This is a genomic window from Streptomyces omiyaensis (assembly GCF_014650895.1).
GTDB lineage: Bacteria > Actinomycetota > Actinomycetes > Streptomycetales > Streptomycetaceae > Streptomyces > Streptomyces omiyaensis.
In genome coordinates, this window is the sequence record NZ_BMVV01000015.1 from 51582 (window position 1) to 75284 (window position 23703).

Annotated in this window: 21 protein-coding genes; 16 read left to right on the top strand and 5 right to left on the bottom strand. The window is 73.9% G+C overall.

Annotation, left to right across the window (positions count from 1 at the left end):
- The first annotated feature begins 100 nt into the window (after nucleotides 1-100).
- From IE287_RS23625 to IE287_RS23645, 5 genes are all read left to right on the top strand, one after another.
- On the top strand, nucleotides 101-1639 hold the full coding sequence (locus tag IE287_RS23625; protein ID WP_189851171.1) for a flavin-containing monooxygenase: 1539 nt from the start codon (nucleotides 101-103) through the stop codon (nucleotides 1637-1639).
- Nucleotides 1636-2529 carry an alpha/beta fold hydrolase gene (locus tag IE287_RS23630; protein ID WP_189851172.1) on the top strand — a complete coding sequence of 298 codons (894 nt, stop codon included), beginning with the start codon at nucleotides 1636-1638 and terminating at the stop codon, nucleotides 2527-2529. Before IE287_RS23625 ends, IE287_RS23630 begins: the two co-directional genes overlap by 4 nt.
- Entirely contained in the window at nucleotides 2526-3407 is an 882-nt protein-coding gene (locus IE287_RS23635; protein WP_189851173.1) for an SDR family oxidoreductase, read from the top strand. The genes IE287_RS23630 and IE287_RS23635 overlap by 4 nt, the downstream gene beginning before the upstream one ends.
- Before the next feature lie 120 nt (nucleotides 3408-3527).
- Nucleotides 3528-3713 (top strand): hypothetical protein, encoded by a 186-nt coding sequence (locus IE287_RS23640; protein WP_189851174.1) that lies wholly within the window; start codon nucleotides 3528-3530, stop codon nucleotides 3711-3713.
- A 117-nt stretch (nucleotides 3714-3830) separates the two neighbouring features.
- Nucleotides 3831-4361, top strand: a complete 531-nt coding sequence (locus tag IE287_RS23645) for a GNAT family N-acetyltransferase (protein ID WP_189851175.1) — start codon at nucleotides 3831-3833, stop codon at nucleotides 4359-4361.
- Here the strand turns inward: IE287_RS23645 and IE287_RS23650 are convergent.
- Complete coding sequence (locus IE287_RS23650) at nucleotides 4304-7594, bottom strand: S41 family peptidase (RefSeq protein WP_189851176.1); 3291 nt, start codon at nucleotides 7592-7594, stop codon at nucleotides 4304-4306. The genes IE287_RS23645 and IE287_RS23650 overlap by 58 nt on opposite strands.
- A gap of 168 nt (nucleotides 7595-7762) precedes the next feature.
- Here IE287_RS23650 and IE287_RS23655 point away from each other — a divergent pair, with 168 nt between their 5' ends.
- Nucleotides 7763-8335 carry a TetR/AcrR family transcriptional regulator gene (locus IE287_RS23655; RefSeq protein WP_189851177.1) on the top strand — a complete coding sequence of 191 codons (573 nt, stop codon included), beginning with the start codon at nucleotides 7763-7765 and terminating at the stop codon, nucleotides 8333-8335.
- A gap of 103 nt (nucleotides 8336-8438) precedes the next feature.
- A complete protein-coding gene (locus IE287_RS23660) occupies nucleotides 8439-10604 on the top strand; it encodes an MMPL family transporter (protein ID WP_189851178.1) in 2166 nt (721 codons plus the stop codon).
- A gap of 94 nt (nucleotides 10605-10698) precedes the next feature.
- Here IE287_RS23660 and IE287_RS23665 read toward each other — a convergent pair whose 3' ends face one another.
- Complete coding sequence (locus IE287_RS23665) at nucleotides 10699-11046, bottom strand: SsgA family sporulation/cell division regulator (protein WP_189851179.1); 348 nt, start codon at nucleotides 11044-11046, stop codon at nucleotides 10699-10701.
- Nucleotides 11047-11213: 167 nt separating this feature from the next.
- Between IE287_RS23665 and IE287_RS23670 the strand changes: the two genes are divergently transcribed.
- From IE287_RS23670 to IE287_RS23695, 6 genes are all read left to right on the top strand, one after another.
- On the top strand, nucleotides 11214-12263 hold the full coding sequence (locus tag IE287_RS23670) for an energy-coupling factor ABC transporter permease (protein WP_189851180.1): 1050 nt from the start codon (nucleotides 11214-11216) through the stop codon (nucleotides 12261-12263).
- Between the two features lies 1 nt (nucleotide 12264).
- Complete coding sequence (gene cbiQ, locus IE287_RS23675; RefSeq protein WP_189851181.1) at nucleotides 12265-13026, top strand: cobalt ECF transporter T component CbiQ; 762 nt, start codon at nucleotides 12265-12267, stop codon at nucleotides 13024-13026.
- A 5-nt stretch (nucleotides 13027-13031) separates the two neighbouring features.
- Nucleotides 13032-13778 (top strand): energy-coupling factor ABC transporter ATP-binding protein, encoded by a 747-nt coding sequence (locus tag IE287_RS23680; protein ID WP_189851182.1) that lies wholly within the window; start codon nucleotides 13032-13034, stop codon nucleotides 13776-13778.
- Nucleotides 13779-13818: 40 nt separating this feature from the next.
- The gene (locus IE287_RS23685; protein WP_189851290.1) at nucleotides 13819-14979 is read left to right on the top strand and encodes a serine hydrolase domain-containing protein; all 1161 of its coding nucleotides are present in this window, start codon (nucleotides 13819-13821) and stop codon (nucleotides 14977-14979) included.
- The gene (locus tag IE287_RS23690) at nucleotides 14979-15722 is read left to right on the top strand and encodes an SDR family NAD(P)-dependent oxidoreductase (protein ID WP_373307881.1); all 744 of its coding nucleotides are present in this window, start codon (nucleotides 14979-14981) and stop codon (nucleotides 15720-15722) included. Before IE287_RS23685 ends, IE287_RS23690 begins: the two co-directional genes overlap by 1 nt.
- Nucleotides 15723-15803: 81 nt before the next feature.
- Nucleotides 15804-16037, top strand: a complete 234-nt coding sequence (locus tag IE287_RS23695) for a hypothetical protein (protein WP_189851184.1) — start codon at nucleotides 15804-15806, stop codon at nucleotides 16035-16037.
- A 36-nt stretch (nucleotides 16038-16073) separates the two neighbouring features.
- On the opposite strand, the gene IE287_RS23700 is transcribed toward IE287_RS23695, so the two are convergent.
- From IE287_RS23700 to IE287_RS23710, 3 genes are all read right to left on the bottom strand, one after another.
- Nucleotides 16074-16565, bottom strand: a complete 492-nt coding sequence (locus IE287_RS23700; protein ID WP_189851185.1) for a YbaK/EbsC family protein — start codon at nucleotides 16563-16565, stop codon at nucleotides 16074-16076.
- Nucleotides 16566-16665: 100 nt separating this feature from the next.
- Complete coding sequence (locus IE287_RS23705) at nucleotides 16666-18297, bottom strand: penicillin-binding transpeptidase domain-containing protein (protein WP_189851186.1); 1632 nt, start codon at nucleotides 18295-18297, stop codon at nucleotides 16666-16668.
- Between the two features lie 911 nt (nucleotides 18298-19208).
- Entirely contained in the window at nucleotides 19209-20966 is a 1758-nt protein-coding gene (locus tag IE287_RS23710; RefSeq protein ID WP_373307882.1) for a dolichyl-phosphate-mannose--protein mannosyltransferase, read from the bottom strand.
- Nucleotides 20967-21228: 262 nt separating this feature from the next.
- Between IE287_RS23710 and rsmI the strand changes: the two genes are divergently transcribed.
- From rsmI to IE287_RS23725, 3 genes are all read left to right on the top strand, one after another.
- The gene (gene rsmI, locus IE287_RS23715; protein WP_189851187.1) at nucleotides 21229-22074 is read left to right on the top strand and encodes a 16S rRNA (cytidine(1402)-2'-O)-methyltransferase; all 846 of its coding nucleotides are present in this window, start codon (nucleotides 21229-21231) and stop codon (nucleotides 22072-22074) included.
- Nucleotides 22075-22267: 193 nt separating this feature from the next.
- Nucleotides 22268-22681, top strand: coding sequence for a hypothetical protein (locus IE287_RS23720; protein ID WP_189851188.1), 414 nt, complete (start codon nucleotides 22268-22270; stop codon nucleotides 22679-22681).
- 40 nt (nucleotides 22682-22721) lie between these two features.
- Nucleotides 22722-23591 carry a TatD family hydrolase gene (locus tag IE287_RS23725; RefSeq protein ID WP_189851189.1) on the top strand — a complete coding sequence of 290 codons (870 nt, stop codon included), beginning with the start codon at nucleotides 22722-22724 and terminating at the stop codon, nucleotides 23589-23591.
- Nucleotides 23592-23703: the final 112 nt, after the last annotated feature.

A 23703-nucleotide genomic window follows, 5' to 3' on the forward strand; every position in this document is an offset into this window, starting at 1 on the left:
TCCCTTGCGCGACCCCTACCGCTCGGTATGGAGCTGCTCTACAGTCCCGACTGTGCCAGTGATTGCTGGCGGAATCTTGGCCGGGCGCACGGGAGGCGGCATGGCGAAGCACGAGCACGTTCGGGTGGCGGTGATCGGATCGGGGTTCGGAGGACTCGGGGCCGCCGTCCGGCTGCGCCGCGAGGGGATCACCGACTTCGTCGTCCTGGAGCGGGCCGACTCGGTGGGCGGCACCTGGCGGGACAACAGCTACCCCGGGTGCGCCTGCGACGTGCCCTCCCACCTGTACTCCTTCTCCTTCGCGCCCAACCCGGACTGGCCGCGCACCTTCTCCGGGCAGCGGCACATCCGTGCCTACCTGGAGCACGTCACCGACACCTTCGGCCTCCGGCCGCACCTGCGGCTCGGCCACGAGGTGCAGCGGATGGAGTGGAACGCCGACGAGCTGCGCTGGCACATCGAGACCGGCTCCGGCTCCTTCACCGCCGACGTCGTCGTCTCCGCCACCGGGCCGCTCTCCGACCCGAAGATCCCGGCCGTCCCGGGACTCGACGGCTTCACCGGCAAGGTCTTCCACTCGGCCCGCTGGGACCACGACTACGACCTGCGCGGCAAGCGCGTCGCCATGGTCGGCACCGGTGCCTCCGCCATCCAGATCGTGCCCGCGATCCAGCCCGAGGTCGCGAAGCTGACCCTCTTCCAGCGCACCGCCCCCTGGGTCATGCCCCGCATGGACCGCGCCATCAGCGGCCCCGAGCGCTGGCTGCACCGGAAGCTGCCGGTCACCGCGACCCTGCGCCGCGGCATCCTCTGGGGCATCCGCGAGCTCCAGGTCGGCGCCTTCACCAAGCACCCCGGCGAGCTCGGCCTGGTCGAGAAGCTGGCCAAGGCCAACATCGCCAAGTCCGTCAAGGACCCGGTGCTGCGGGCCAAGCTGACCCCCGACTACCGCATCGGCTGCAAGCGGATCCTGCTCTCCAACGCGTACTACCCGGCCCTCGCCCGGCCCAACGTCGACGTCGTCGCCGGCGGGCTCAAGGAGGTCCGCGGCAACGTGGTCGTCGGTTCCGACGGCACCGAGACCGAGGTCGACGCGATCGTCTTCGGCACCGGCTTCCACGTCACCGACATGCCGATCGCGGACCGCGTCTTCGGCACCGACGGACGCGCGCTCTCGGAGCACTGGAAGGACGGCGTGCAGTCGCTGCGCGGTGCCACCGTCGACGGCTTCCCCAACTGGATGACGATCATCGGGCCCAACACCGGCCTCGGGAACTCCTCCATGATCCTCATGATCGAGTCCCAGCTGAACTACATGGCCGACTACCTGCGCCAGCTGGACGTCCTCGGAGGCCGCTCCGCGCTCGCCGCCCGCCCCTCCGCCGTCCACGCCTGGAACCGCAAGGTCCAGAACCGCATGGAGCGGACCGTCTGGAAGTCCGGCGGCTGCGACAGCTGGTACCTCGACGCCAACGGCCGCAACACCACCCTCTGGCCCGGCACCACCGGCGAGTTCCGCCGCGAGACCCGGCAGGTCGACCTCTCCGAGTACGAGGTCGTCCGCGCCCCCCGGCCGGTGAAGGCCACCCCCGAGCCGGCCGCCCGCCGCGCCGCCCGCGCGAAGGAGGCCGCCCAGTGATCCGCCTCCCCGAGCCCCGCTCCCTCACCGTCCGCTCCGCCGACGGCGCCGAGCTGCACGCCGAGGTGTACGGCCCCGAGGGCGCGCCCGCCGTCGTCCTGGCCCACGGCTGGACCTGCTCCACCGGCTTCTGGGCCGAGCAGATACGGGCCCTCGCCGCCGACCACCGGGTCGTCGCCTACGACCAGCGCGGCCACGGCCGCTCCCCGGTCCCCGCGTCCGGCGGCTACTCGACCACCGCCCTCGCCGACGACCTGGAGGCGGTGCTCGCCGCCGCCCTCGGGCCCGGCGAGCGGGCCGTCGTCGCCGGCCACTCCATGGGCGGCATGACGATCATGGCCGCGGCCGGCCGCCCCGGCTTCGTCCGGCACGCCGCCGCCGTCCTGCTCTGCTCGACCGGCCCGTCCCGGCTCACCTCCGAGGCCACCGTGGTACCGCTCGGCCCCGGCGGGCTGCGGACCCGGCTGACCGGCGCCGTCCTCGGCTCGAAGGCCCCGCTGGGCCCGGTCAACGGCCTCTCGAAGCGCATCCTCAAGTACGCGACGATGGGTCCCGGTGCGGCGCCCGACCGGGTCGAGGCCTGCGCCCGGATCGTGCACGCCTGCCCGCGCCCGTCCCGCCACGGCTGGTCGCAGGTGCTCGCCGGACTGGACCTGGAGGCGAACGTCCGGGAGCTCAGGGTGCCGGCCGCGGTCCTCGTCGGCACCGCCGACCGGCTCACCCCGCCGGTCCACGCCCGGGGCCTGGCCGAGGCGCTGCCGCACTGCACCGGCCTGACCGAACTGGCCGGCATGGGCCACATGACGCCGGTCGAGGCCCCGGAGGCCGTCACCGCGCAGATCCGCGAACTGACGCTCACGTATCTCGGAGTCAAGGAGGCAGGGGCATGAGCAGGATGAGCCTGGAAGGACAGGTCGCGGTCGTCACCGGCGGCGCCCGGGGCGTCGGCGAGCTCCTCGCCCGCAAGCTCTCCGCGCGCGGCGCGCGGATCGCGCTCGTCGGCCTGGAGCCCGAACTCCTCAAGGAGGTCGCCGGCCGCCTGCACACCGAGGCCGACTGGTGGGAGGCCGACGTCACCGACCACGAGGCGATGGCCCGGGTCGCAGCCGAGGTCAAGGAGCGCTTCGGCAAGGTCGACGTCGTCGTCGCCAACGCGGGCGTCGCCGCGGGCGGCCCCTTCGTCGACTCCGACCCCGCCGCCTGGCGCCGGGTCATCGAGGTCAACCTGATCGGCGGCGCGGTCACCGGCCGCGCCTTCCTGCCGGTCCTCATGGAGTCCCGGGGGTACTTCCTCCAGATCGCCTCGCTCGCCGCGATCACCCCGGCCCCGATGATGACCGCCTACTGCGCCTCCAAGTCCGGCGTCGAGGCCTTCGCGCACAGCCTGCGCGCCGAGGTCGCCCACAAGGGCGTGAAGGTCGGCGTCGGCTACCTCTCCTGGACCGACACCGACATGGTCCGCGGTGCCGACCAGGACGACGTCATGAAGGAGCTGCGCCAGAGGCTTCCCTGGCCGGCGAACCGCACCTACCCGCTCGGCCCCGCCGTCGACCGGATCGTCGAGGGCGTCGAGCGCCGCTCCGCCCACGTGTACGCGCAGTGGTGGCTGCGCGGGATGCAGTCGGTCCGCGGTTACCTGCCCGGCCTCATCGCCACCGTGGGCAAGCGCGAGGTGGCCCGCTTCGGGCCCCGCCTCTCCACGGTCTCCAAGGGCCTGGTGGGCGCGGGCGGCGCGGCGGACGAGCAGGCCCGCACGGAGCGCGCGTGACCGTGCTCCGCACCTCCGGCAACTGATCGAAATGCGTGGAATGTTCGCTCGTGCAAGGCTGGTCGAGGCCCAGGGGGCAAGCCGCCCCGTACCCCTCGCACCCCTCTAGGAGTGAACTTCATGGGCATCAAGGACCAGTTCCAGGACAAGGCGCAGGAGCTCGCCGAGCGCGCCAAGCGGGCCACGGGCAACGCCAAGGACGAGGCGTCCCAGCGGGCCTCCCGGGGCCGCGAGGGCTCCCCGGAGGCGAAGGAGCGCGCCGAGCGCGAGCTGCGGGAGCGCACCGACCGCGGCCGCGAGGCCTGACGCCCGTCCTGCGACGAGGGGCGCACCCGGGACGCCGGGTGCGCCCCTCGCGTGCGTGCGGGGGGCGGTGGCGTAACTCACGCGCGCTCGCCGGGCGGATCTTCGTACGCTCCTCCCATGTCCGTCGTACTCGAGCGCATACGCTCCGACCACGCCGCCGCCCTCCTCGTCTTCGAGCGCGAGAACCGGGCCTTCTTCGCCGGCCGCGTCCCCGACCGGGGGGACGCGTACTTCGCCGAGTTCGACGCCCGGCACCGTGAGCTGATCGAGGCGCAGGAGGCGGGGGAGATCCACTTCCACGTGCTCGTCGGCGAGGACGGCGAGGTCCTGGGCCGGATCAACCTCAACGAGGTGGACCCGGTGGCGGGCACCGCCGAACTCGGCTACCGGCTCGCCGAGAAGGCGACCGGGCGTGGGCTCGCCACGTCCGGGGTGCGCGAGGTGATCCGGCGGGCCGCGGAGGAGTACGGACTCCTCCGGCTGACGGCCGTCGTCTCCCACGGCAACGACGCCTCCCGGGCGGTCCTCGCCCGCGCCGGTTTCGGTGCCGTCGGTGCCGTGGTCCTGGAGGTCGGCGAACTCGGCACCGCCTACGAGCTGGACCTCGGGGGCAGCTTCGGGCGGGAGCGGTCCGGCACGTCCTCGTAGCCGGGCGGGCTCGCCGCCGGCTCCGCGTCCAGCAGGGCCAGGGCCTTGTGGACGGCGTCGTCGAGCTGGGCGTGCCGGCCCTCGGCCCAGTCGAGCGGGGTGCGCAGGACGGCCAGGTCGGGCTCGACGCCGTGGTTCTCCACGGACCAGCCCCCCGCGGTGAACCAGGCCGCGTTCATGGGGACGGTGATCTGGGTGCCGTCGCCGAGCTTGTGCCGGCCGGTCATGCCGACCACCCCGCCCCAGGTGCGCTGCCCGACGACCGGGCCGAGGCCGAGGAGCTTGAAGGCGGCGGTGATCATGTCGCCGTCGGAGGAGGTGGCCTCGTCGGCGAGGGCGACGACCGGGCCGCGCGGCGCGTTGGAGGCGTAGCTGACGGGCTGGGCGTCGCGGGTGAGGTCCCAGCCGATGATCCTGCGGGTGAGGGTCTCCACGACGAGTTCGCTGATGTGGCCGCCGGCGTTGCCCCGCACGTCGACGATGAGGGCCGGCCGGGAGACCTCCATCCGCAGGTCGCGGTTGAACTGCGCCCAGCCGGAGCCGCCCATGTCGGGGATGTGGAGGTAGCCGCAGCGGCCGCCGCTCAGCTCCCGGACCACGGCCCGGCGCTTGGCGACCCAGTCCTGGTAGCGGAGCGGGCGCTCGTCGACGAGCGGGACGACGGCGACGCGGCGGGAGCGGCCCTCGCCGCCGGCGGGGGTGAAGGTGAGCTCGACGGTGGTGCCGCCGGTGCCGGCGAGCAGCGGGTAGGGGCCGGTGACCGGGTCGACGGGCCGCCCGTCGACGTGGGTGAGGGCGGCGCCCTCGCGGATGCCGGTGCCGCCGAGCGGTGAGCGGGCCTTGGAGTCGGAGGACTCGCCGGGCAGGATCCGCTTGACCACCCAGCCGCCGTCCCTGGGCACCAGGTTGGCGCCGAGCAGGCCCTGGGGGCGCTGGTAGTGCGGGGGGCCCTCGTTGCGCCGGGCGGGGGTGACGTAGGCGTGCGAGGTGCCGAGCTCGCCCATCACCTCGCGGAGCAGGTCGGCGAACTCGTCGGGCGAGGCGACCCGTTCGAGGAGCGGCCGGTACTGGTCGAGGATCGCCGTCCAGTCGACGCCGCCCATGCCGGGCTCCCAGAAGTAGGCGCGGACGATCCGCCCGGCCTCGTCGTAGGACTGCCGCCACTCGGCGCCGGGGTCGACCTCGTGGAGGATGCGGCGCAGGTCCAGGTAGACGGTGGAGTCGCCGTCGCCGGGCTCGGTGGCGGGGACGGCCCGCAGCTCGCCCTCGTCGAAGACGACCAGCCGGGTGCCGTCGCCGCTGACGGCGAACCAGTCGAGGTCGCGGGCGAGTTCGGTGCGGCGGGCCTTCACGACGGAGAAGTGCTCCAGGGTGGGGCGCCCCGAGGTGTCGGCGGGATTGGCGAAGGTCTCGCCGAGGGCGCCGGAGATGGGCCAGCGCAGCCAGACCAGGCCGCCGCCGGAGACCGGGGCGAGCGCCGAGTACTTGGAGGCGGCGACGGGGAAGGGGGTGACCCGGTCGGGGAGTCCCTCGATCTCGACGGTGACCGTGCCGTCGCCGCTGTCGGCGCCGTCGTCGGCCGGGTCCATGCCGCCGGCCGCGGGCCGCCCGTCGGGGAGCAGGGCGAAGGGGGACGGGGTCGCGGAGGAGAGCGGGACGAGGTAGGGGCGGCAGCCGAGCGGGAACGACAGGTCGCCGGTGTGGACGTCGTACACCGGGTCGAAGCCGCGCCAGGAGAGGAAGGCGAGGTAGCGCCCGTCGCTGGTGAAGACCGGGTTCTCGTCCTCGAAGCGCCCGTTGGTGACGTCGGCGATCGCGCGCGGGCCGGGTCCGGAGATGCGGACCAGTTTGATGGAGCGCAGCGAGCGGCCGATGCCGGGGTGGGACCAGGTGAGCCAGGCGCCGTCGGGGGAGAAGGCGAGGTCGCGGACGGGGCCGTTGACGGAGCGGATGAGTTCGGTGACCTCGCCGTTGGAGTCCTCGGTGGCGTCGATGAGGAGGAGCCGGCCGTCGTGCGAGGCGATGGCGAGCCGTTCGCCGTCGGGGTCGGCGACGAGTTCCTCGACGCGGCCCAGCTCCCCGGCGGCGAGCCGGCGCGGGGCCCGGTCGCCGCTGGCCCGGGGGAGGTAGGCGATCTCGACGGCGTCCTCGCCCTCGGCGTCGGTGACGTAGGCGACCTGGCCGCCGCTGCCGAGCATCTCGGGGAGCCGGACGCGGACGCCGGGGGTGTCGGTGATGGTCCGGGCGGGGCCGTCGCGGTGGGTGAGCCAGTACAGGCTGCCGCGCACCCCGACGGCGCTGGCCCGGCCGGTCTCGTCGACGGAGAGCGCGTCGACGTGCCGGGCGGCGGGCACCTGGTAGGGGCGGCGGCCGGCCCGCTGTCCGCCGAGGCGGACCTCCAGGCGGCGCGGCTCGGAGCCGGCGGTGAGGTCGTCGACGATCCACAGCTCGCCGGCGCACTGGTAGACGACCCGGTGCCCGTCGGAGGAGGCGTGCCGGGCGTAGAAGTCGGCGTGGTCGGTGTGGCGGCGCAGGTCCGTGCCGTCGGGGCGGCAGGAGTAGAGGTTGCCGATGCCCTCGTGGTCGGAGAGGAAGGCGATCCGGTGGCCCTCCTCGCCGGGCGGCGCGGTGACGAACAGGGGGTCGGCGAGGTGGCCGCCGATGTCGGGCAGGAGCCGTTCGCCGTGCAGCCAGAGGCGGCCGGTGGCGCCGCCCCGGTAGCGCTTCCAGGCGGCGGGCTCGTGCGGCGGGGTGCCGGTGAGCAGGAGGGTGCGGCGTTCGCCGTCGACGTCCCGGACGGCGATGTCGCAGACCGGGCCCCAGGGCATCCGGCGGCCGGGCGAGCCGTCGGTGGCGACGGTGTGGGCCCAGGAGAAGTAGGAGAAGGGCTGGCCCTGCGAGGAGACGGCGAGGATGTCCCCGTCGGGGGACCAGCCGCAGACGCGGGTGTCGGCGGAGCCCCAGTGGGTGAGCTGGCGGGCGTGGCCGCCGTCGACGGGCACGAGGTGGATCTCGGGGTCCAGGCTGCGCCAGTTCGTGTAGGCGATGTGGCGCCCGTCGGGGGAGAAGCGCGGGTGTCCGGCCCGGGTGCGGTCGACCGTGAGCCGCCAGGCGCGTCCGGGGCTCTCCCCCTCGGGGGCGAGCGGCGCGAGCCAGAGGTCGTCCTCGGCCGTGAAGCACAGCAGGTCGTCGTGGAGGTGCGGGAAGCGGAGGTAGGCCACGTCGTCTCTCACCCGTTCATGCTTTCCGCGCGGAGGGGGTGCGGCAACTCGTACAGGAGTGCGTGTGCCCGGCGGTGTGGCCCAGAACACGTACGAAACGGTTTCGTTTCGCTGGACGGAGGGGTACCTTCGTACCGTACGAAGAGTACGAAACCGTTTCGTTCGGTCCGGAGGTACGGCATGGCCCGCAGCAGACTCACTCCCGAGCGGGAGTCCGAGCTGTACGCGGCCGTCCTCGACCTCCTCCGCGAGGTCGGCTACGACGCCCTCACCATGGACGCCGTCGCCGCCCGCACCCACTCCAGCAAGGCCACCCTCTACCGCCAGTGGGGGAGCAAGCCGGAGCTGGTCGCCCGGGCCCTGCGCCACAACAAGCCGGTCAGTCTCACCGAGATCGACACCGGCTCGCTGCGCGGCGACTTCCAGGCCCTCATGGAACTGACCGACGACTGCCAGATGGAGAAGGACACCGCGCTGATGCGGGGTCTGGCCCATGCCGTCCACGACAACCCGGACCTGCACCGCGCCCTGCGCGAGCTGCTCATCGAGCCCGAGCTGAACGGCTTCGACGAGGTCCTCGCCCGAGCGGTCCGCCGCGGCGAGATCGATCCGGACAACCCCGCGCTCAAGCTCGTCCCCCACATGCTGATCGGGGCGTTCGTCGCCCGCCCGCTGGTCGACGACCAGCCGGTCGACCGCGCCTTCCTGCTCGCCTACGTCGACGCCGTGGTGCTCCCCTCACTCGGCGTCTGACCCCGCACCACCGTTCGTCCCCGCTCCACCTGACTGCGCACCGCTCACGCCGTCGGGCCGGCTCCCCATGCCCTGTCCCGCCCCACTATGGGAGTACGCACCCGTGGCCACCTTCCTGTACAAACTGGGCCGTACCGCCTTCCGGCGCCGACGGCTCGTCGCCCTCCTCTGGGTGGCGCTCCTCGCCGTCGCCGGCATCGGCGCCGCGACCGCGCCCGCCGCGACCTCCAGCTCCTTCTCCATCCCCGGCACCGAGGCCCAGCGCGCCTTCGACCTGCTCGAGGAGCGCTTCCCCGGCGCCGGCGCCGACGGCGCCACCGCCCGGATCGTCTTCAAGGCCCCCGACGGCGGCAAGATGACCGACGCGGCCCCCAAGGCCGTCGTCGAGGAGACCGTCGCCGCGCTGAAGTCCGGCTCCGACCAGATCGTCTCCGTCTCCGACCCGTACACGGCCCGGGCCGTCTCCCAGGACGGCTCCACCGCCTACGTCTCCGTGGCCTACAAGGTCAACGGGATGGAGCTGACCGACGAGACCCGTGAGGCCCTCAAGCAGGCCGGTCACGCGGCCCAGGGCAAGGGCCTGACCGTCGAGCTCGGCGGCGACGCCCTCCAGAGCATGCCCGAGACCGGGGCCGGCGAGATCGTCGGCGTCGTCATCGCCGGCATCGTCCTCGTCATCACCTTCGGCTCGCTCGTCGCGGCCGGACTCCCGCTGCTCACCGCCATCATCGGCGTCGGCATCGGCGTCTCCGCGATCACCGCGCTCGCCAACGTCCTCGACCTCGGCACCACCACCTCCACCCTCGCGATGATGATCGGCCTCGCCGTCGGCATCGACTACGCCCTCTTCATCGTCTCCCGCTACCGCGCCGAACTGGCCGACGGGCGCGACAAGGAGGAGGCCGCGGGCCGGGCCACCGGCACCGCCGGCTCGGCCGTGGTCTTCGCCGGACTCACCGTCGTCATCGCCCTCGTCGGCCTCGCCGTCGTCAACATCCCGATGCTGACGAAGATGGGCTTCGCCGCCGCCGGCACGGTCGTCATCGCCGTCCTGATCGCGCTCACCCTGATCCCCGCGCTGCTCGGCTTCGCCGGCGACAAGGTGATCGGCCGCAAGCAGCGCAAGGGCGCCGGGTCCCCGGAGGAGTCCGGGAAGCCGAACGCCGGCACCCGCTGGGCCCGCTTCGTCATCCGCCGCCCGCTCTTCGTCCTGCTGGCCGGCGTCCTCGGCCTCGGCGCCATCGCCGTCCCGGCCGCCTCCCTGGAGATGGGCCTGCCCGACGACGGCGTGAAGCCGGTCTCCGCCACCGAGCGCCGCGCCTACGACCTGCTCTCCGAGGGCTTCGGCCCCGGCTTCAACGGCCCGCTGCTCGTCGTCGTGGACGGCGACAGGGCCACCGCCGACAAGACGGTCTCCACCATCGAGCGCCTCGACGGCATCGCCGCCGTCACCCCGGCCACGCCCAACAAGGCCGGCGACGCCGCCATGATCACGGTGATCCCGAAGGACCGCCCGTCCTCCGGCGCCACCGAGAACCTGGTCCACGACATCCGCGACGCCACCGGCGACGACGTCCTCGTCACCGGCGCCACGGCGATGAACATCGACTTCTCCGAGAAGATGAACGACGCCCTCGTGCCCTACCTGGCGCTCGTCGTCGGCCTCGCCTTCGTCCTGCTCACCGTCGTCTTCCGCTCGGTGCTCGTCCCGCTCAAGGCCGCCCTCGGCTTCCTGCTCTCGGTGGTCGCCGCCCTCGGCGCCGTCGTCGCGGTCTTCCAGTGGGGCTGGCTGGGCAGCCTGTTCGGCGTCGAGCAGACCGGCCCGATCATGTCGATGATGCCGATCTTCATGGTGGGCGTCGTCTTCGGCCTCGCCATGGACTACGAGGTCTTCCTCGTGACCCGGATGCGCGAGGCGTACGTCCACGGCGAGCGGCCCGGCGAGGCGATCGTGACCGGATTCCGGCACAGCGCCCGGGTGGTCACCGCCGCCGCGGTGATCATGATCGCGGTCTTCTCCGGCTTCATCGGCATGACCGACCAGATGATCAAGATGATCGGCTTCGGCCTCGCCGTCGCCGTCCTCTTCGACGCCTTCGTCGTCCGCATGGCGATCGTCCCGGCCGTCCTCGCGCTCCTCGGCCACAAGGCCTGGTGGCTGCCGAAGTGGCTCGACCGGGCGCTGCCCAACGTGGACGTGGAGGGCGAGGGGCTCACCGCGCACGACGACCGGACCGGCGCCCCGGAGCCGGACCTCGTGAAGGCGTGACACCCCCGTAGTCCCCGGGGCGGCCCCTGAGCGGGGGGCGCCCCGGACCGCGCCGGAACCTGTGGGGACGGGGAGCCGACGCGGCCGTACGCCGTCAGCGCGTCGTCAGTGACGACGTGCCGGCGGCGTACGTGTGTTCCAGGAAGCGGTTCAGGGCGGAGCTGTCGAACTGGACGACGGAGACCCGGTCCTCGCCGTGGAACTCGACGACCGTCTGGACCCGCCCGCACGGCCAGACCGCGATGTCGCCGCGGTGCGCGGGCTCCCGCAGGCCGTCCTCCAGGAGGGCGCGGGGAAAGGACCACTCGACCCCGCCGGGGAGGACGAAGCGGACGGTGGCGGGGGAGAAGCCGGGGTCGTAGCGGAGGGCGACCGGTACGGCCCGTGCCACGGGTGCGTCGCTGATCAGCCGGCCCCGGGCGTGGTCCTCGACGGCGGCCATCGCGGGCTCCTCACGTAGGGATACGGTTTGCTACTCAATGTGGCATTCTTCCCCCGGAGCCGCACGCTCACTCCCGAAGCGGACGGAGAGTGTCCGGCCTCACAGTGGCCATCTTGTGATCCGGACGCTCTTGCGAGCCTTTTGCAGGAGCGCTCATCATGCGGGACGTGCATGTACCCGACGGATTCATCAACGCCCCCGTGTCGGCCGCCGCCGGCGTCGTCGCCGCCGCCGCCGTCGCCGTGAGCCTGCGTGGCGCGCGCAAGGAGCTCGACGAGCGGATCGCCCCGCTCGCGGGCCTCGTCGCGGCCTTCGTCTTCGCCGTCCAGATGCTCAACTTCCCGGTCGCCGCCGGAACCAGCGGCCACCTCCTCGGCGGAGCGCTCGCCGCGATCCTCGTCGGACCCTGGACCGGCGTCCTGTGCATCGCCGTCGTCCTGCTCATGCAGGGCGTCCTCTTCGCCGACGGCGGCCTCACCGCCCTCGGCGTCAACATCACCGTCATGGGCGTGGTGACCGTCGTCACCGCCCACCTCCTCTTCCGCGGCCTCCAGGCGGTGCTGCCCCGCACCCGGGGCGGCGTCACCGCCGCCGCCTTCGTCGCCGCGCTCGTCTCCGTACCGGCCTCGGCCGCCGCCTTCACCCTGGTCTACGCCGTCGGCGGCACCACGGACGTGCCGATCGGCAAGGTCCTCACCGCCATGCTCGGCGTCCACGTCCTCATCGGCATCGGCGAGGCCGTCATCACCGCCCTCACCGTCGGCGCCGTCCTCGCCGTCCGCCCCGACCTCGTCCACGGCGCCCGCGGCCTCGCCGCCCCGCTCAAGCTCCGCGTCGACGGCGAACTCGTCGACGCGGCCCCGGCCCCCGCCCCCGCCCCGTCCCCGGACGGCGGCTCCCCGAAGAAGGTGTGGATCGGCGGCGTCGTGGCCGCCCTCGTCCTCGCCGGCGTCGTCTCCTTCTACGCCTCCGCCAGCCCCGACGGCCTGGAGAAGGTCGCCGCCGACCAGGGCATCGACGCCAAGGCCGACGCGTACGAGCACGCCACCGCCGACTCCCCGCTCGCCGACTACGGCGTCCGCGGCATCGACTCCGCCCGCCTCTCCGGCGGCCTCGCCGGAGTGATCGGCGTCGGCCTCACCCTCGCCGCCGGCACCGGCGTCTTCTGGGCCGCCCGCCGCCGCCGCGCCCAGGGCGACACTGGCGCCCGGGTCTGACGTGGGAGCGGGGCACGCCCACAAGCTGTACCGGCGGGGGGACTCGCCGGTGCACGGCCTGCCCCCGCACACCAAGCTCGTCGCCGTCCTCGGCTTCGTGCTGGTCGTCGTCACCACCCCGCGCGAGGCCGTCTGGGCCTTCGCCGGCTACGCGGCCCTGCTCGCCGCGGTCGCCGCGCTCGCCCGCGTCCCCGTCGGCTTCCTGCTCCGGCGGCTCGCCATCGAGGTCCCCTTCGTCGCCTTCGCCCTGCTCATGCCCTTCGTGGTCCCCGGCGAACAGACCACCGTCCTCGGCGTCGCCGTCAGCGTCCCCGGCCTCTGGGGAGCCTGGAACATCCTCGCCAAGGGCACCCTCGGCGTCGCCGCCTCCGTGCTCCTCGCCGCCACCACCGAACTGCGCGGCCTGATCCTCGGCCTCCAGCGCCTCGGACTGCCGTCGCTCCTCGTCCAGATCGCCTCCTTCATGATCCGCTACGGGGACGTCGTCACCGACGAGATGCGCCGGATGTCCATCGCCCGCCGCTCCCGGGGCTTCGAGGCCCGCGGCGTCCGCCACTGGGGCGTCCTCGCCAAGTCCGCCGGCGCCCTCTTCATCCGCTCCTACGAGCGCGGCGAACGCGTCCACCTCGCCATGGTCAGCCGCGGCTACACCGGCACCATGCCGCTCCTCGACGAGCGCCCCGCCGACCGCGCCCAGTGGGCGGCCGCCCTCGCGCTGCCGCTCGCCGCCCTCCCGATCTGCCTCCTCGCCCTCCTGGGATGACCACGATGACCAGCACCCCCTCCCTTGACGTGCGCGGCCTCGCCTACGCCTACCCCGACGGCCACCAGGCCCTCTTCGGCGTGGACCTCACCATCGGGCGCGGCGAGCGGGTCGCCCTCCTCGGCCCCAACGGCGCCGGCAAGACCACCCTCGTCCTCCACCTCAACGGCATCCTCGCCGCCGGCGCGGGCAGCGTCACCGTCGCCGGGCTGCCCGTCGGCAAGAAGCACATGGCGGAGATCCGGCGGAAGGTCGGCATCGTCTTCCAGGACCCCGACGACCAGCTCTTCATGCCGACCGTCCGCGAGGACGTCGCCTTCGGACCCGCCTCCGCGGGACTGCGCGGCGCCGCACTCGACGCCGTCGTCGAGCGGGCCCTGGAGAAGGTCGGCATGGCCGGCTACGCCGACCGGCCCCCGCACCACCTCTCCTTCGGGCAGCGGCGCCGGGTCGCCGTCGCCACCGTCCTCGCCACCGAGCCGGAGATCCTCGTCCTCGACGAACCGTCCTCCAACCTGGACCCGGCCTCCCGCCGCGAACTCGCCGACGTGCTGCGCTCCCTCGACGTCACCGTCCTCATGGTCACCCACGACCTGCCGTACGCCCTGGAGCTCTGCCCGCGCTCGCTGGTCCTCAGCGAGGGCGTGATCGCCGCCGACGGCCCGACCCGCGAGATCCTCTCCGACGAGGAGCTCATGACCCGCCACCGCCTCGAACTGCCCTTCGGTTTCGTGCCGGGTTCCGTCGCCTGAGACCATGGGACCCGTTCGTACGAAAGGATGAGTGGGTCAGGTGGACGTCCAGGGCACGGTGGCACCGGGCTGGGAGCCGGTCGGGGACGCGTTCCTGCGCAACTTCGAGCAGCGCGGCGAGAAGGGCGCGGCCGTCGCCGTCCACCACGACGGCGCCAAGGTCGTCGACCTGTGGGCGGGCACCAGGGACGCCGACGGCACGGAGCCCTGGGAGGAAGGCACCGCCCAGGTCGTCCGCTCGGCCACCAAGGGCGTCGCCGCCGCCGTCCCCCTCCTCCTCCACCAGCGCGGCCGGATCGACCTGGACGCCCCGGTGGCCACGTACTGGCCCGAGTTCAAGGCGGCGGGCAAGGACCGCGTGACGGTACGGCAGCTCCTCGCCCACCAGGCCGGCGTCCCCGTCCTCGACCGCCCGCTCACCCTCGCCGAGGCCACCGACCTGGAGGCGTCCACCGCCGCCGTCGCCGCCCAGGCCCCCGCCTGGGACCCCGGCACCGCCCACGGCTACCACGCCCACACCTTCAGCTGGCTCCTCTCCGGCCTGGTCCACCGCGTCACCGGCCGCACGATCGGCCGCTGGATCGCCGAGGAGATCACGGACCCGCTCGGCCTGGACCTGTGGATCGGCCTCCCGGAGACGGAGGCCCACCGCGTCGGCCGGCTCGCCCCGGTCGACGCCCCCGAGGACACCGGAGCCCTCCGCCTCCGCCCCAAGCGCTCGGTCACCCAGGCGTGGGAGGACCCCGCCTCCCTCACCCGCCGGGCCTTCGAGGTCATCACCCCGAAGCCCGACGAGAACGACCCCGCCTACCGCGCCGCCGAACTCCCCGGCGCGGCCGGAGTGGCCACCGCCCGCGCCCTCTCCCGCTTCTACGCCGCCACCCTCGGCCCCCTCGCCGACGGCGCCCCCCGCCTCTTCGCCCCCGCCACCCTCGCCCTGGCCCGCACCGAGGAGTCGGCGGGCCCCGACCGCGTCCTCCTGGTCGGCACCCGCTTCGGCCTCGGCCACATGCTCCACGGCCCCGCCTCCCCCCTCCTCGGCCCGACCTCCTTCGGCCACCCCGGCCGCGGCGGCTCCCTCGCCTTCGCCGACCCCGAGTCCGGCACCGCCTTCGCCTACGTCACCAACGGCATGCGCCGGACGGTCACCTCCGATCCCCGCGCCCAGGCACTGGTGAGGGCGGTCGCGTCCCTGCTCTGATGGGCGGCATGAACCGTTTCGAGGGACAGACGGCACTGATCACGGGCGCGGGCAGCGGCATCGGCGCGGCCACCGCCCGCCGCCTGGCGGCGGAGGGCGCGCACGTCCTGGTCACCGACATCGACGAGGCGGCGGCGCACCGGGTGGCGGCGGAGCTCCCGCGCGCCACGCCCCACCGCCTGGACATCACCGACCGCGCGGCGATCGACCGGCTGATCGGCGGACTCCCCGCCCTCCACGTGCTGGTCAACAACGCCTTCGTCCCCTTCGTCGACGACCCCGACGACAACTGGCGCCGCCAGCTCGACGGCACCCTCCTCGGCGCCGTCCACTGCTCCCGGGCCGCCCTCCCGCACCTGACGGCGACCGCCGGCGCGATCGTCACCATCGGCTCGGTCAACGCGGAGGCCGACTTCGGCGACCACGCCTACAGCGCCGCGAAGGCCGCCCTGGGCTCCTTCACCCGCACCCTCGCGGGCGAGGCCGGCCCCCACGGCGTCCGCGTCAACCAGATCAACCCCGGCACCGTCGCCACCCCCGGCTGGGCGGGCAGGGAGAAGGGCCTCGCCGCCCTCGCCGACCGGGCCTACCCCCTCGGCCGCGTCGGCACCCCCGAGGACGTCGCCGCCGCCGTCGCCTTCCTCGCCTCCCCCGACGCCGCCTGGATCACCGGCACCACCCTCCGCGTCGACGGCGGCCTGATGGCGGTGAACCGCCACTTCCGCGAGATCCTGGGCGACTGAGGACGAGCCGGAGAATCCCCCGGCCGGGACGCGACCCCGGCAGGCGCCGCACGCCCGGTGGGCCGCAGGAGCCTCCGGACCGTGTCCCCCGGCCGCGCCCCGGCCGCGCCGAAGGCCACCGCGCCGGACCACCAGTGCGTGTACGCGACGTGCGGGACCGCCGAGGCGATCGGGTACGGCCACGCCCCGGCCGCCGGGGCGGGCACGAAGGGGACGGGCGCCGGACCGATCGGCGCCCCGCCGCCCGCGAGGAGGGCGAAGGAGAGCGGCTGGCCGCGGATGCGGTGGGCCGGGACGGTCCACGGGGCGTGGTGACCGCCGCGACCAGCACCACGCAGGCGACCGGCGGGGTCAGGCGGTGCGCTCGCGCACGTCCGCGAGGGTCGCGCCCGCGTGGGCGACCAGTTCCTTCGGCGGCAGGGCGAAGACGGAGTGCGGGGTGCCGGCCGCCGCCCAGACCCGCGCGTGGTCGAGGAGGCCCTCGTCGGCCAGGACGCGGGTGCGGACGAGGTGCCCGAAGGGCGGCACGCCGCCGATCGCGTACCCGGTCGTCTCCCGGACCGCGCGCGCGTCGGCCCGCGTGACCTCCTCCGCGCCCAGCGCCTGCCGGACCCGCTCGACGTCCACCCGCGAGGCCCCGTCCATCAGGACCAGCACCGGGACCCCGTCGGCGGCGAAGATCAGCGACTTCACGATCTCGGACACCTCGCAGCCGATGGCGTCGGCCGCCTGCTGCGCGGTGCGCGTCTCGTCGGGGAAGCGGCGGACCTCCACGTCGAGCCCCAACTCGGCGAGGGCGGCGGCGAAACGGGGATGGGCGGCGGCGGTGGCGTCGTTCGTCATGCCCGCACGGTAGCGGCGCGTCGAGAGGACACGCGACGCATTTCCCCACCCGGCCCCGCCCCCGGCCCGGTGCCGCCTCCGCCTCGGCCCCCGCCCGCGCTCAGCCCGCCTTCAGGACCTTCGCCACCAGCGGGCCCGCCGCGTCGCCGCCGTGCCCGCCCGCCTCGACGACGGCCGCCGCGGCGAGGTCGCCGGAGTAGCCGGTGAACCAGCTGTTGGAGGTGGTCTGCGTCCCGACCTCCGCCGAGCCCGTCTTCGCGCCCTTCGGCCCCGGCACCCCGGCCATCGCCCGCAGGGCGGTCCCGCGCGCGCCGGTGGCCGTCTCCTTCATCATCGCCCGCAGCCCGGAGGCGATCGCGCCCGGCAGCGGCTCGGCGGTGGCGAACTCCCGCCCGTCCAGGTCCTTCGGGACCAGGTAGGGCTGGCGGAAGCGGCCGTCCTTCACGGTGGCGGAGACCGACGCCATGTTGAGCGCGTTCATGGTGATCCTCCCCTGGCCGATGTACGAGGCGGCGGTCTCGGTGCCGCTGGACTCGGGCACGGACCCGTCGCTGGTCTGCACGCCGACCGACCACACCTCGCCGATGCCGAACCACTTGCGGGCCGTGTCGCCGAGCGCGGTGTTGTGGACGCCCTTGTCCTTCAGCGGGGTGATCGCCTTGATGAAGGCGGTGTTGCAGGACATGGCGAACGCGTTGGTCAGGTCGCCGGTGGTGGCGAAGCGGTCGAGGTTCTGGAAGGTGGCCCCGTCCCACTGCACGGTCGGCGGACACTCCACCCGGGTGTCCGGTCCGGCGATCCCGTACCGCATCATCATCGCCGCCGTCACGATCTTCATCGTGGAGCCGGGGGCCTGCTGTCCCTGGAAGGCGGTGTTGAAGCCGGAGGCGGGGTTGTTGGCGACCGCCCGCACCGCGCCCGTCGACGGCTCGACGGCGGCGACGGCCGCCTTGGGGAAGGCCTTGACCGCCTTCTCGGCCGCCGCCTGCACGTCCGCGTCGATCGTCGTCCGCAGCTCGCCCGGCTTCCCGGCGGACAGCACCAGGAGCGTGCTGCTCGGCGTGCCGTTCGCGTGCTCGATCCAGGTCTCGACGCCCGCCTCGCCGCCGGCCGTCCCGCCGTACCGCTGCCGCAGCGCGTCCAGGACGGGCACCAGCGACGGGTACTTCTCGGGCGGCAGCGCGACGCCCTCGTGGTCGAGCGCCTTCACCGCCGGGATCTTCGCGGAGCCGGTCCGCAGCGTGGCGCCGGCCGTCAGCTTCGGGTGCAGCACGGAGGGCGTCCACCGCACCAGCGGCCGGCCGGTGGACTCGCCGCGGACGACGCCGAGCTTCGACGTGTACGTCCACGGCTTCGACACCCCGCCGTACGTCACGGTCGCCTTCACCGTGAACGGCACGACCGTCCCCGCCGGCGTCCCGGCCGTGAGCTCCATCGCGGAGACCCCGGCCCCCTCCCGGTACGCGGCGATCGCCGGGCCCGCCGCCACCGGGTCGTTCGTCAGCCCGCCGGCCCGCTCGGCCTCCCCGGCCGCCCAGGCGGCGAGGAAGTCCCGCGCGGTGGCGGTGACCTCCTCCGCCGTCACCGGACCGGTCCGCGGCGCCGACCGCGTACCGACGTCCTCCGAGCCGCCCGTGACCCCGTTCCAGAGGTTGTAGCCCCCGTAACCGACCCCGCCGGCGACGACGGCGAACACGCCCCCGACGACGGCCACTTTCGCTCCACTGCGCATGATGTGGGTTCCCCTCCCCGTGTGGACCCACGAGTCAAGCAGCCGCCTCCGACACCTGTCGAGCACCACCCGCCCCTCCCGTCACCTTCGGAGCGCGTACCCCACCCGTCCCCTCCGGGGTGCCCCCGGAGGGGACGGCGGGGCCCTTCCGCGGGCGGTGACGGACGGGAGGAGGCGGCCACGAACCCCGTCGCCGGAGCGGGAGGTGGCTCTTTCGCGGGCGGGGCGTGGCGAACAGTGGCGAACCGTCGATCACGCACGGGAGTGCTCCGGCGTAGCGGTAGGTTGCACGTGTCTGCTGCTTTCTCTCCCAGAGCACCTGTCGTGCGACAGGTTCCCCGTACCGCCGGGGAGTCGAGAGAGGAGCTCGGACCTGATGGGGCGATCGACAAAGAGGAACCCCCGCCGTGACGCTCGGCCGCGAGGCCGGGCCGAACCAGCGGTGCCGGCTTCGACGGCGATCACTGCCATGGCGGAAGGCGTCAAACGCTTCGTCTGACGCGGCAGCAGGGACTGGACGGCTGGCCGGGGCATCGAAGGGGCCCGGCCGACGTGTACTCGGCCGGGCCCACGCTGCCCCGCACACGGGCCCGGCTATGGGCGGCATCCCATAGCCGGGCCCGACGTGCGTACAGCGCACGCGCCCCAGGCGCTGAGCCGTGGAGCCGCCGCAGGACGAGGTAACCGCAGTTGCCCGGCTTCATCAAGCACCAGCCCTCGAATATGGGAGGGATGAGGCTTTTGCCGGTGGCGCAAAAAGCGTGGCTGCCCCTGGCGGAGGTTGGCGGAACAAACTGAAGCCGCAGGCAGGGGCTTTGGGGGGGTGGCGAATCGTGGCGCATCGAGACGGACGTCCCTCGCCGCCGGTGAGGGCCCGAACCGCGTTCACGCCCTCCGCCGCTTTCCCGCCGCTACACCCACGTGTCCAGCCACATCCGCGCCCGCCACTGGTCCATCGGGATCGGGGTGGCCGTGTAGATCGGCCAGAAGTAGATGAAGTTCCAGACGATCAGGAGGACCAGGCAGCCGGCGGCCACGGCGCCGAAGGTGCGGCGGCGCTCCGTGACGCCCTTGGGGCCGATGATCGCGCCGATCATCATGGCGACCGCGAGGCACAGGTAGGGGACGAAGACGACCGCGTAGAAGAGGAAGATCGTGCGTTCCTGGTAGAGGAACCACGGGACCCAGCCGGCGGCGACGGCGCAGGCGATCGCGCCGGCGCGCCAGTCGCGGCGGAACGCCCAGCGCCAGAGGACGTACACCAGGGCGAAGCAGGCGGCCCACCAGAGGAGGGGGGTGCCGAGGGCGAGGATCTCCTGGGCGCACTTCTCGCCGGCGGAGGCGGGGCAGCCCGCGGTGCCGGGGGCGGGCGACTCGTAGAAGTAGGAGACGGGGCGGCCGAGGACGATCCAGGACCAGGGGTTCGACTCGTACGTGTGGGGCGAGGTGAGGCCCACGTGGAAGCTGTAGACCTCGGTCTCGTAGTGCCACAGGCTGCGCAGCCACTCGGGCAGCCAGGACCAGGTGCCGCCGCCGTTCGGCAGCGCGTCCTGCTTCGCGGCCCAGTCGCGGAAGTAGCCCTTGTCGGTGACGAGCCAGCCGGTCCAGGTCGCCAGGTAGGTCACCAGGGCCACCGGCACCACGGAGACGAAGGCGGGCAGCACGTCCTTCTTGACCACCGCGAGGTACGGGCGGACCGCGCCGGCCGTGCGGCGGGCGCCGACGTCCCACAGGACCGTCATCAGGCCGAAGGCGACCATGACGTAGAGGCCGTTCCACTTGGTGGCCGCCGCGAGGCCCAGCATCACGCCGGTCGCGATGCGCCACGGGCGCAGGCCGAGCCGGAGGGTCTCGGCGATCTCCGCGTCGGGGCGGAGCACGCCCTCCCCGTCCTCCGGCAGCGCGGCGGCGAGCCGCCGGCGCGTCCGGTCCCGGTCGAGGACCATGCAGCCGAACGCGGCCAGCACGAAGAACATCAGCACCTGGTCGAGCAGGGCGGTGCGGCTCATCACGAAGTGCAGGCCGTCGACGGCGAGCAGCAGGCCGGCGAGGCAGCCGAGGAAGGTGGAGCGGAAGAGGCGGCGGCCGATGCGGCAGAGCATCAGGACGGAGAGCGTGCCGAGGAGCGCCACCATGAACCGCCAGCCGAACGGTTCGAAGCCGAACATCTTCTCGCCGAGGCCGATGACCCATTTGCCCATCGGGGGGTGGACGACGTAGCCGGGGTCGGTCGGGATCAGGACCGAGCCGGGGTCGGTCAGGATCGTCTTGTCGATGTCCTTGGGCCACGCCCCCTCGTACCCCTGGTTGATCAGGGCCCACGAGTCCTTGGCGTAGTACGTCTCGTCGAATATCACCGCGTGCGGCTTGCCGAGGTTCCAGAACCGGAGCACGCCCGCGACGGCCGCGACCAGCAGCGGTCCGCCCCACGCGGCGAGCCGCCACAGCCGGTCGGCGGCGGCCGGTCCGAGGCCGAGCAGCGACACGACCCGCGGCGAGGGCCGGGTGTACGGCGGGTCGAGCCGGTCCCTGGTGCCGAGGGAGAGCGTGCCGGTGGCGGGCGGACGGTAGCCGAAGCGGCGCAGCCGGAGCTGCCACGAAGGGGGCTCGGCCACGGTCTTCGCCATGGAGTGCTGGCCCTCCGGGGCCTCGGGTGCGGTTCGGGTCACCGCGCCATCGTAGGGACTGCGTCTGTGCGCGCGTAGGGACCGGGCCCGCGCAGGTCGCCCGCCGGGGGCGGGACCGGGCGCGTGCGGGTCGGCCGCGCGGCGGGGCCCGGCCCCCGCGGGCCGCCCGCCGGGGGCGGACCGGGCGTGCGCGGGCTGCTCGCCGGGGGCGGGGGCGGGCGTGCGGGGGCGGCGCCGGGACCGTCCCGGGGGTGCCTCCCGCCCGGGGGCGGCGGGGGCCCGGCCGGGCTGGGAGGATGGGCGGGTGACAGGAACGCTGGTACTCGCAGGCACCCCCATCGGCGACATCGCGGACGCCCCGCCCCGGCTCGTCGCCGAGCTGGAGGGCGCGGACATCGTCGCGGCCGAGGACACCCGCCGGCTGCGCGGGCTGACCCGGGCGCTCGGCGTGCACACGACGGGACGGGTCGTCTCCTACTTCGAGGGGAACGAGTCGGCGCGGACGCCCGAGCTGGTCGAGGCGCTGGCCGGCGGCGCCCGGGTGCTGCTGGTGACCGACGCGGGCATGCCGTCCGTCTCCGACCCCGGCTACCGGCTGGTCGCCGCCGCCGTCGAGGCCGACATCAAGGTGACGGCGGTCCCCGGCCCGTCCGCCGTGCTCACCGCGCTCGCGCTCTCCGGGCTGCCCGTCGACCGCTTCTGCTTCGAGGGCTTCCTGCCGCGGAAGGCGGGCGAGCGGCTGGGGCGGCTGAAGGAGGTCGCCGCCGAGCGGCGCACCCTCGTCTACTTCGAGGCCCCCCACCGGCTCGACGACACCCTCGACGCGATGGCCGAGGTGTTCGGCGCCGAGCGCCGGGCCGCCGTCTGCCGCGAGCTGACCAAGACGTACGAGGAAGTGAAGCGGGGCCCGCTGGGCGAGCTGGCGGCCTGGGCGAAGGAGGGCGTGCGCGGCGAGATCACGGTCGTCGTCGAGGGCGCCCCGGAGACCGGGCCGGAGGAGCTGGACGCGGCCGAGCTGGTGCGCAGGGTGCGGGTGCGCGAGGAGGCGGGGGAGCGGCGCAAGGAGGCGATCGCCGCGGTCGCCGCCGAGGCCGGGCTGCCCAAGCGGGAGGTCTTCGATGCGGTCGTGGCGGCAAAGAACGCGTCGTGAAAAAGGCCTCCGGGCCCCGGAAACGGTAAAGGGCTAACCTGAAAGGCAAAGCCGAAACCGGTGCCGGGAAGCCGCGGTGAAAGCGCGTGGCAAGGGAACGCCAAAAGCGCTCCACGGACCTTCCATGGTTTCCTCCGTGCTGATGCGCTCCGGCCCGAAAAGGCGTCCACTGGACCAGTGGAGAGGAGCTGGCATGAGCGAGAGCACCGGCACCGGCATATCCGTCGCCCATGAGGCCTACGCCTTCGCCTGCATGCGATGCGGGTACGGGTGGGAGCAGGCCTACGACATCGAGCACCACGTCGACGCGCGCGGTCAGGCGTTCGTCGTCTACAAGGCGGAGGGCGAGCGGGTTCCGTCCCCGCTGTCGAGTCCGACCTGCATGAACTGCGGTGGGCACGTCGTCCGGATCATGCGGGCGGGCCAGGTCTCCTCGGTCCTCGACATGATCGCCGCGACGGAGCACCACCGGCCCGGCTCCAAGGAGGCCGCGCCGGTCTCGGCCGCCGGCCCCATCGGCCAGGAGCTGACCGAGGGCGACGAGATCCCGCCGGTGCCGCACCACTGGCACCTGTCGGACCTGCTCCACCCGTTCCGCAGGAAGTAGCCGGTAGTCCCGTGCCCATGGCCCTCGTACGATCGGGGCCATGAGTGCCAAGGACGCCCCGCCGCCGCTGCCCGAACCCCTCCTGGTGGAGGTCGCGGACTCGCACACCCACCTGGACATGCAGTCCGGCACGGTCGACGAAGCGCTGGCCAGGGCCGCGGCCGTCGGTGTGACGACGGTCGTGCAGGTCGGCTGCGACGTGAAGGGCTCCCGGTGGGCCGCCGAGACCGCCGAGCGGTACGGGAACGTGCACGCGGCCGTCGCCCTGCACCCCAACGAGGCCCCGAGGATCGTCCTGGGCGATCCCGACGGCTGGTCCCGGCAGGGGGCCCGGGAGGCGGGCGGCGACACGGCCCTCGACGACGCGCTCGGCGAGATCGACCGGCTCGCCGCCCTGCCGCACGTCCTCGGCGTCGGCGAGACCGGCCTCGACTTCTTCCGCACGGGCCCCGAGGGCATGGCCGCGCAGGAGCGTTCCTTCCGCGCCCACATCGAGATCGCCAAGCGGCACGGCAAGACCCTCGTCATCCACGACCGGGAGGCCCACGCCGACGTCCTGCGCGTCCTCGACGAGGAGGGCGCCCCCGAGCGGACCGTCTTCCACTGCTACTCCGGCGACGCCGCCATGGCGGAGATCTGCGCCGCCGAGGGCTACTACATGTCCTTCGCCGGCAACGTCACCTTCAAGAACGCCCAGCCGCTGCGGGACGCGCTCGCCGTCGCCCCGCTGGAGCTCGTCCTCGTCGAGACCGACGCCCCCTTCCTGACCCCGGCGCCCTTCCGGGGCCGCCCCAACGCCCCCTACCTGATCCCGGTCACCCTCCGCGCGATGGCGGCCGTGCGCGGGATCGACGAGAACGCGATGGCGGAGGCGATCGCGGTGAACACGGCCCGCGCCTTCGACTACTGACCCCCATGACGGCCGCCTATACCGGCCTCCGCACCGGCGGCCTGTGCCGGCCCCCGTACCGGGCGTGCGCGGCCGGCCCGCATCACCGATCCATAACGGTTACGTGGCGTAG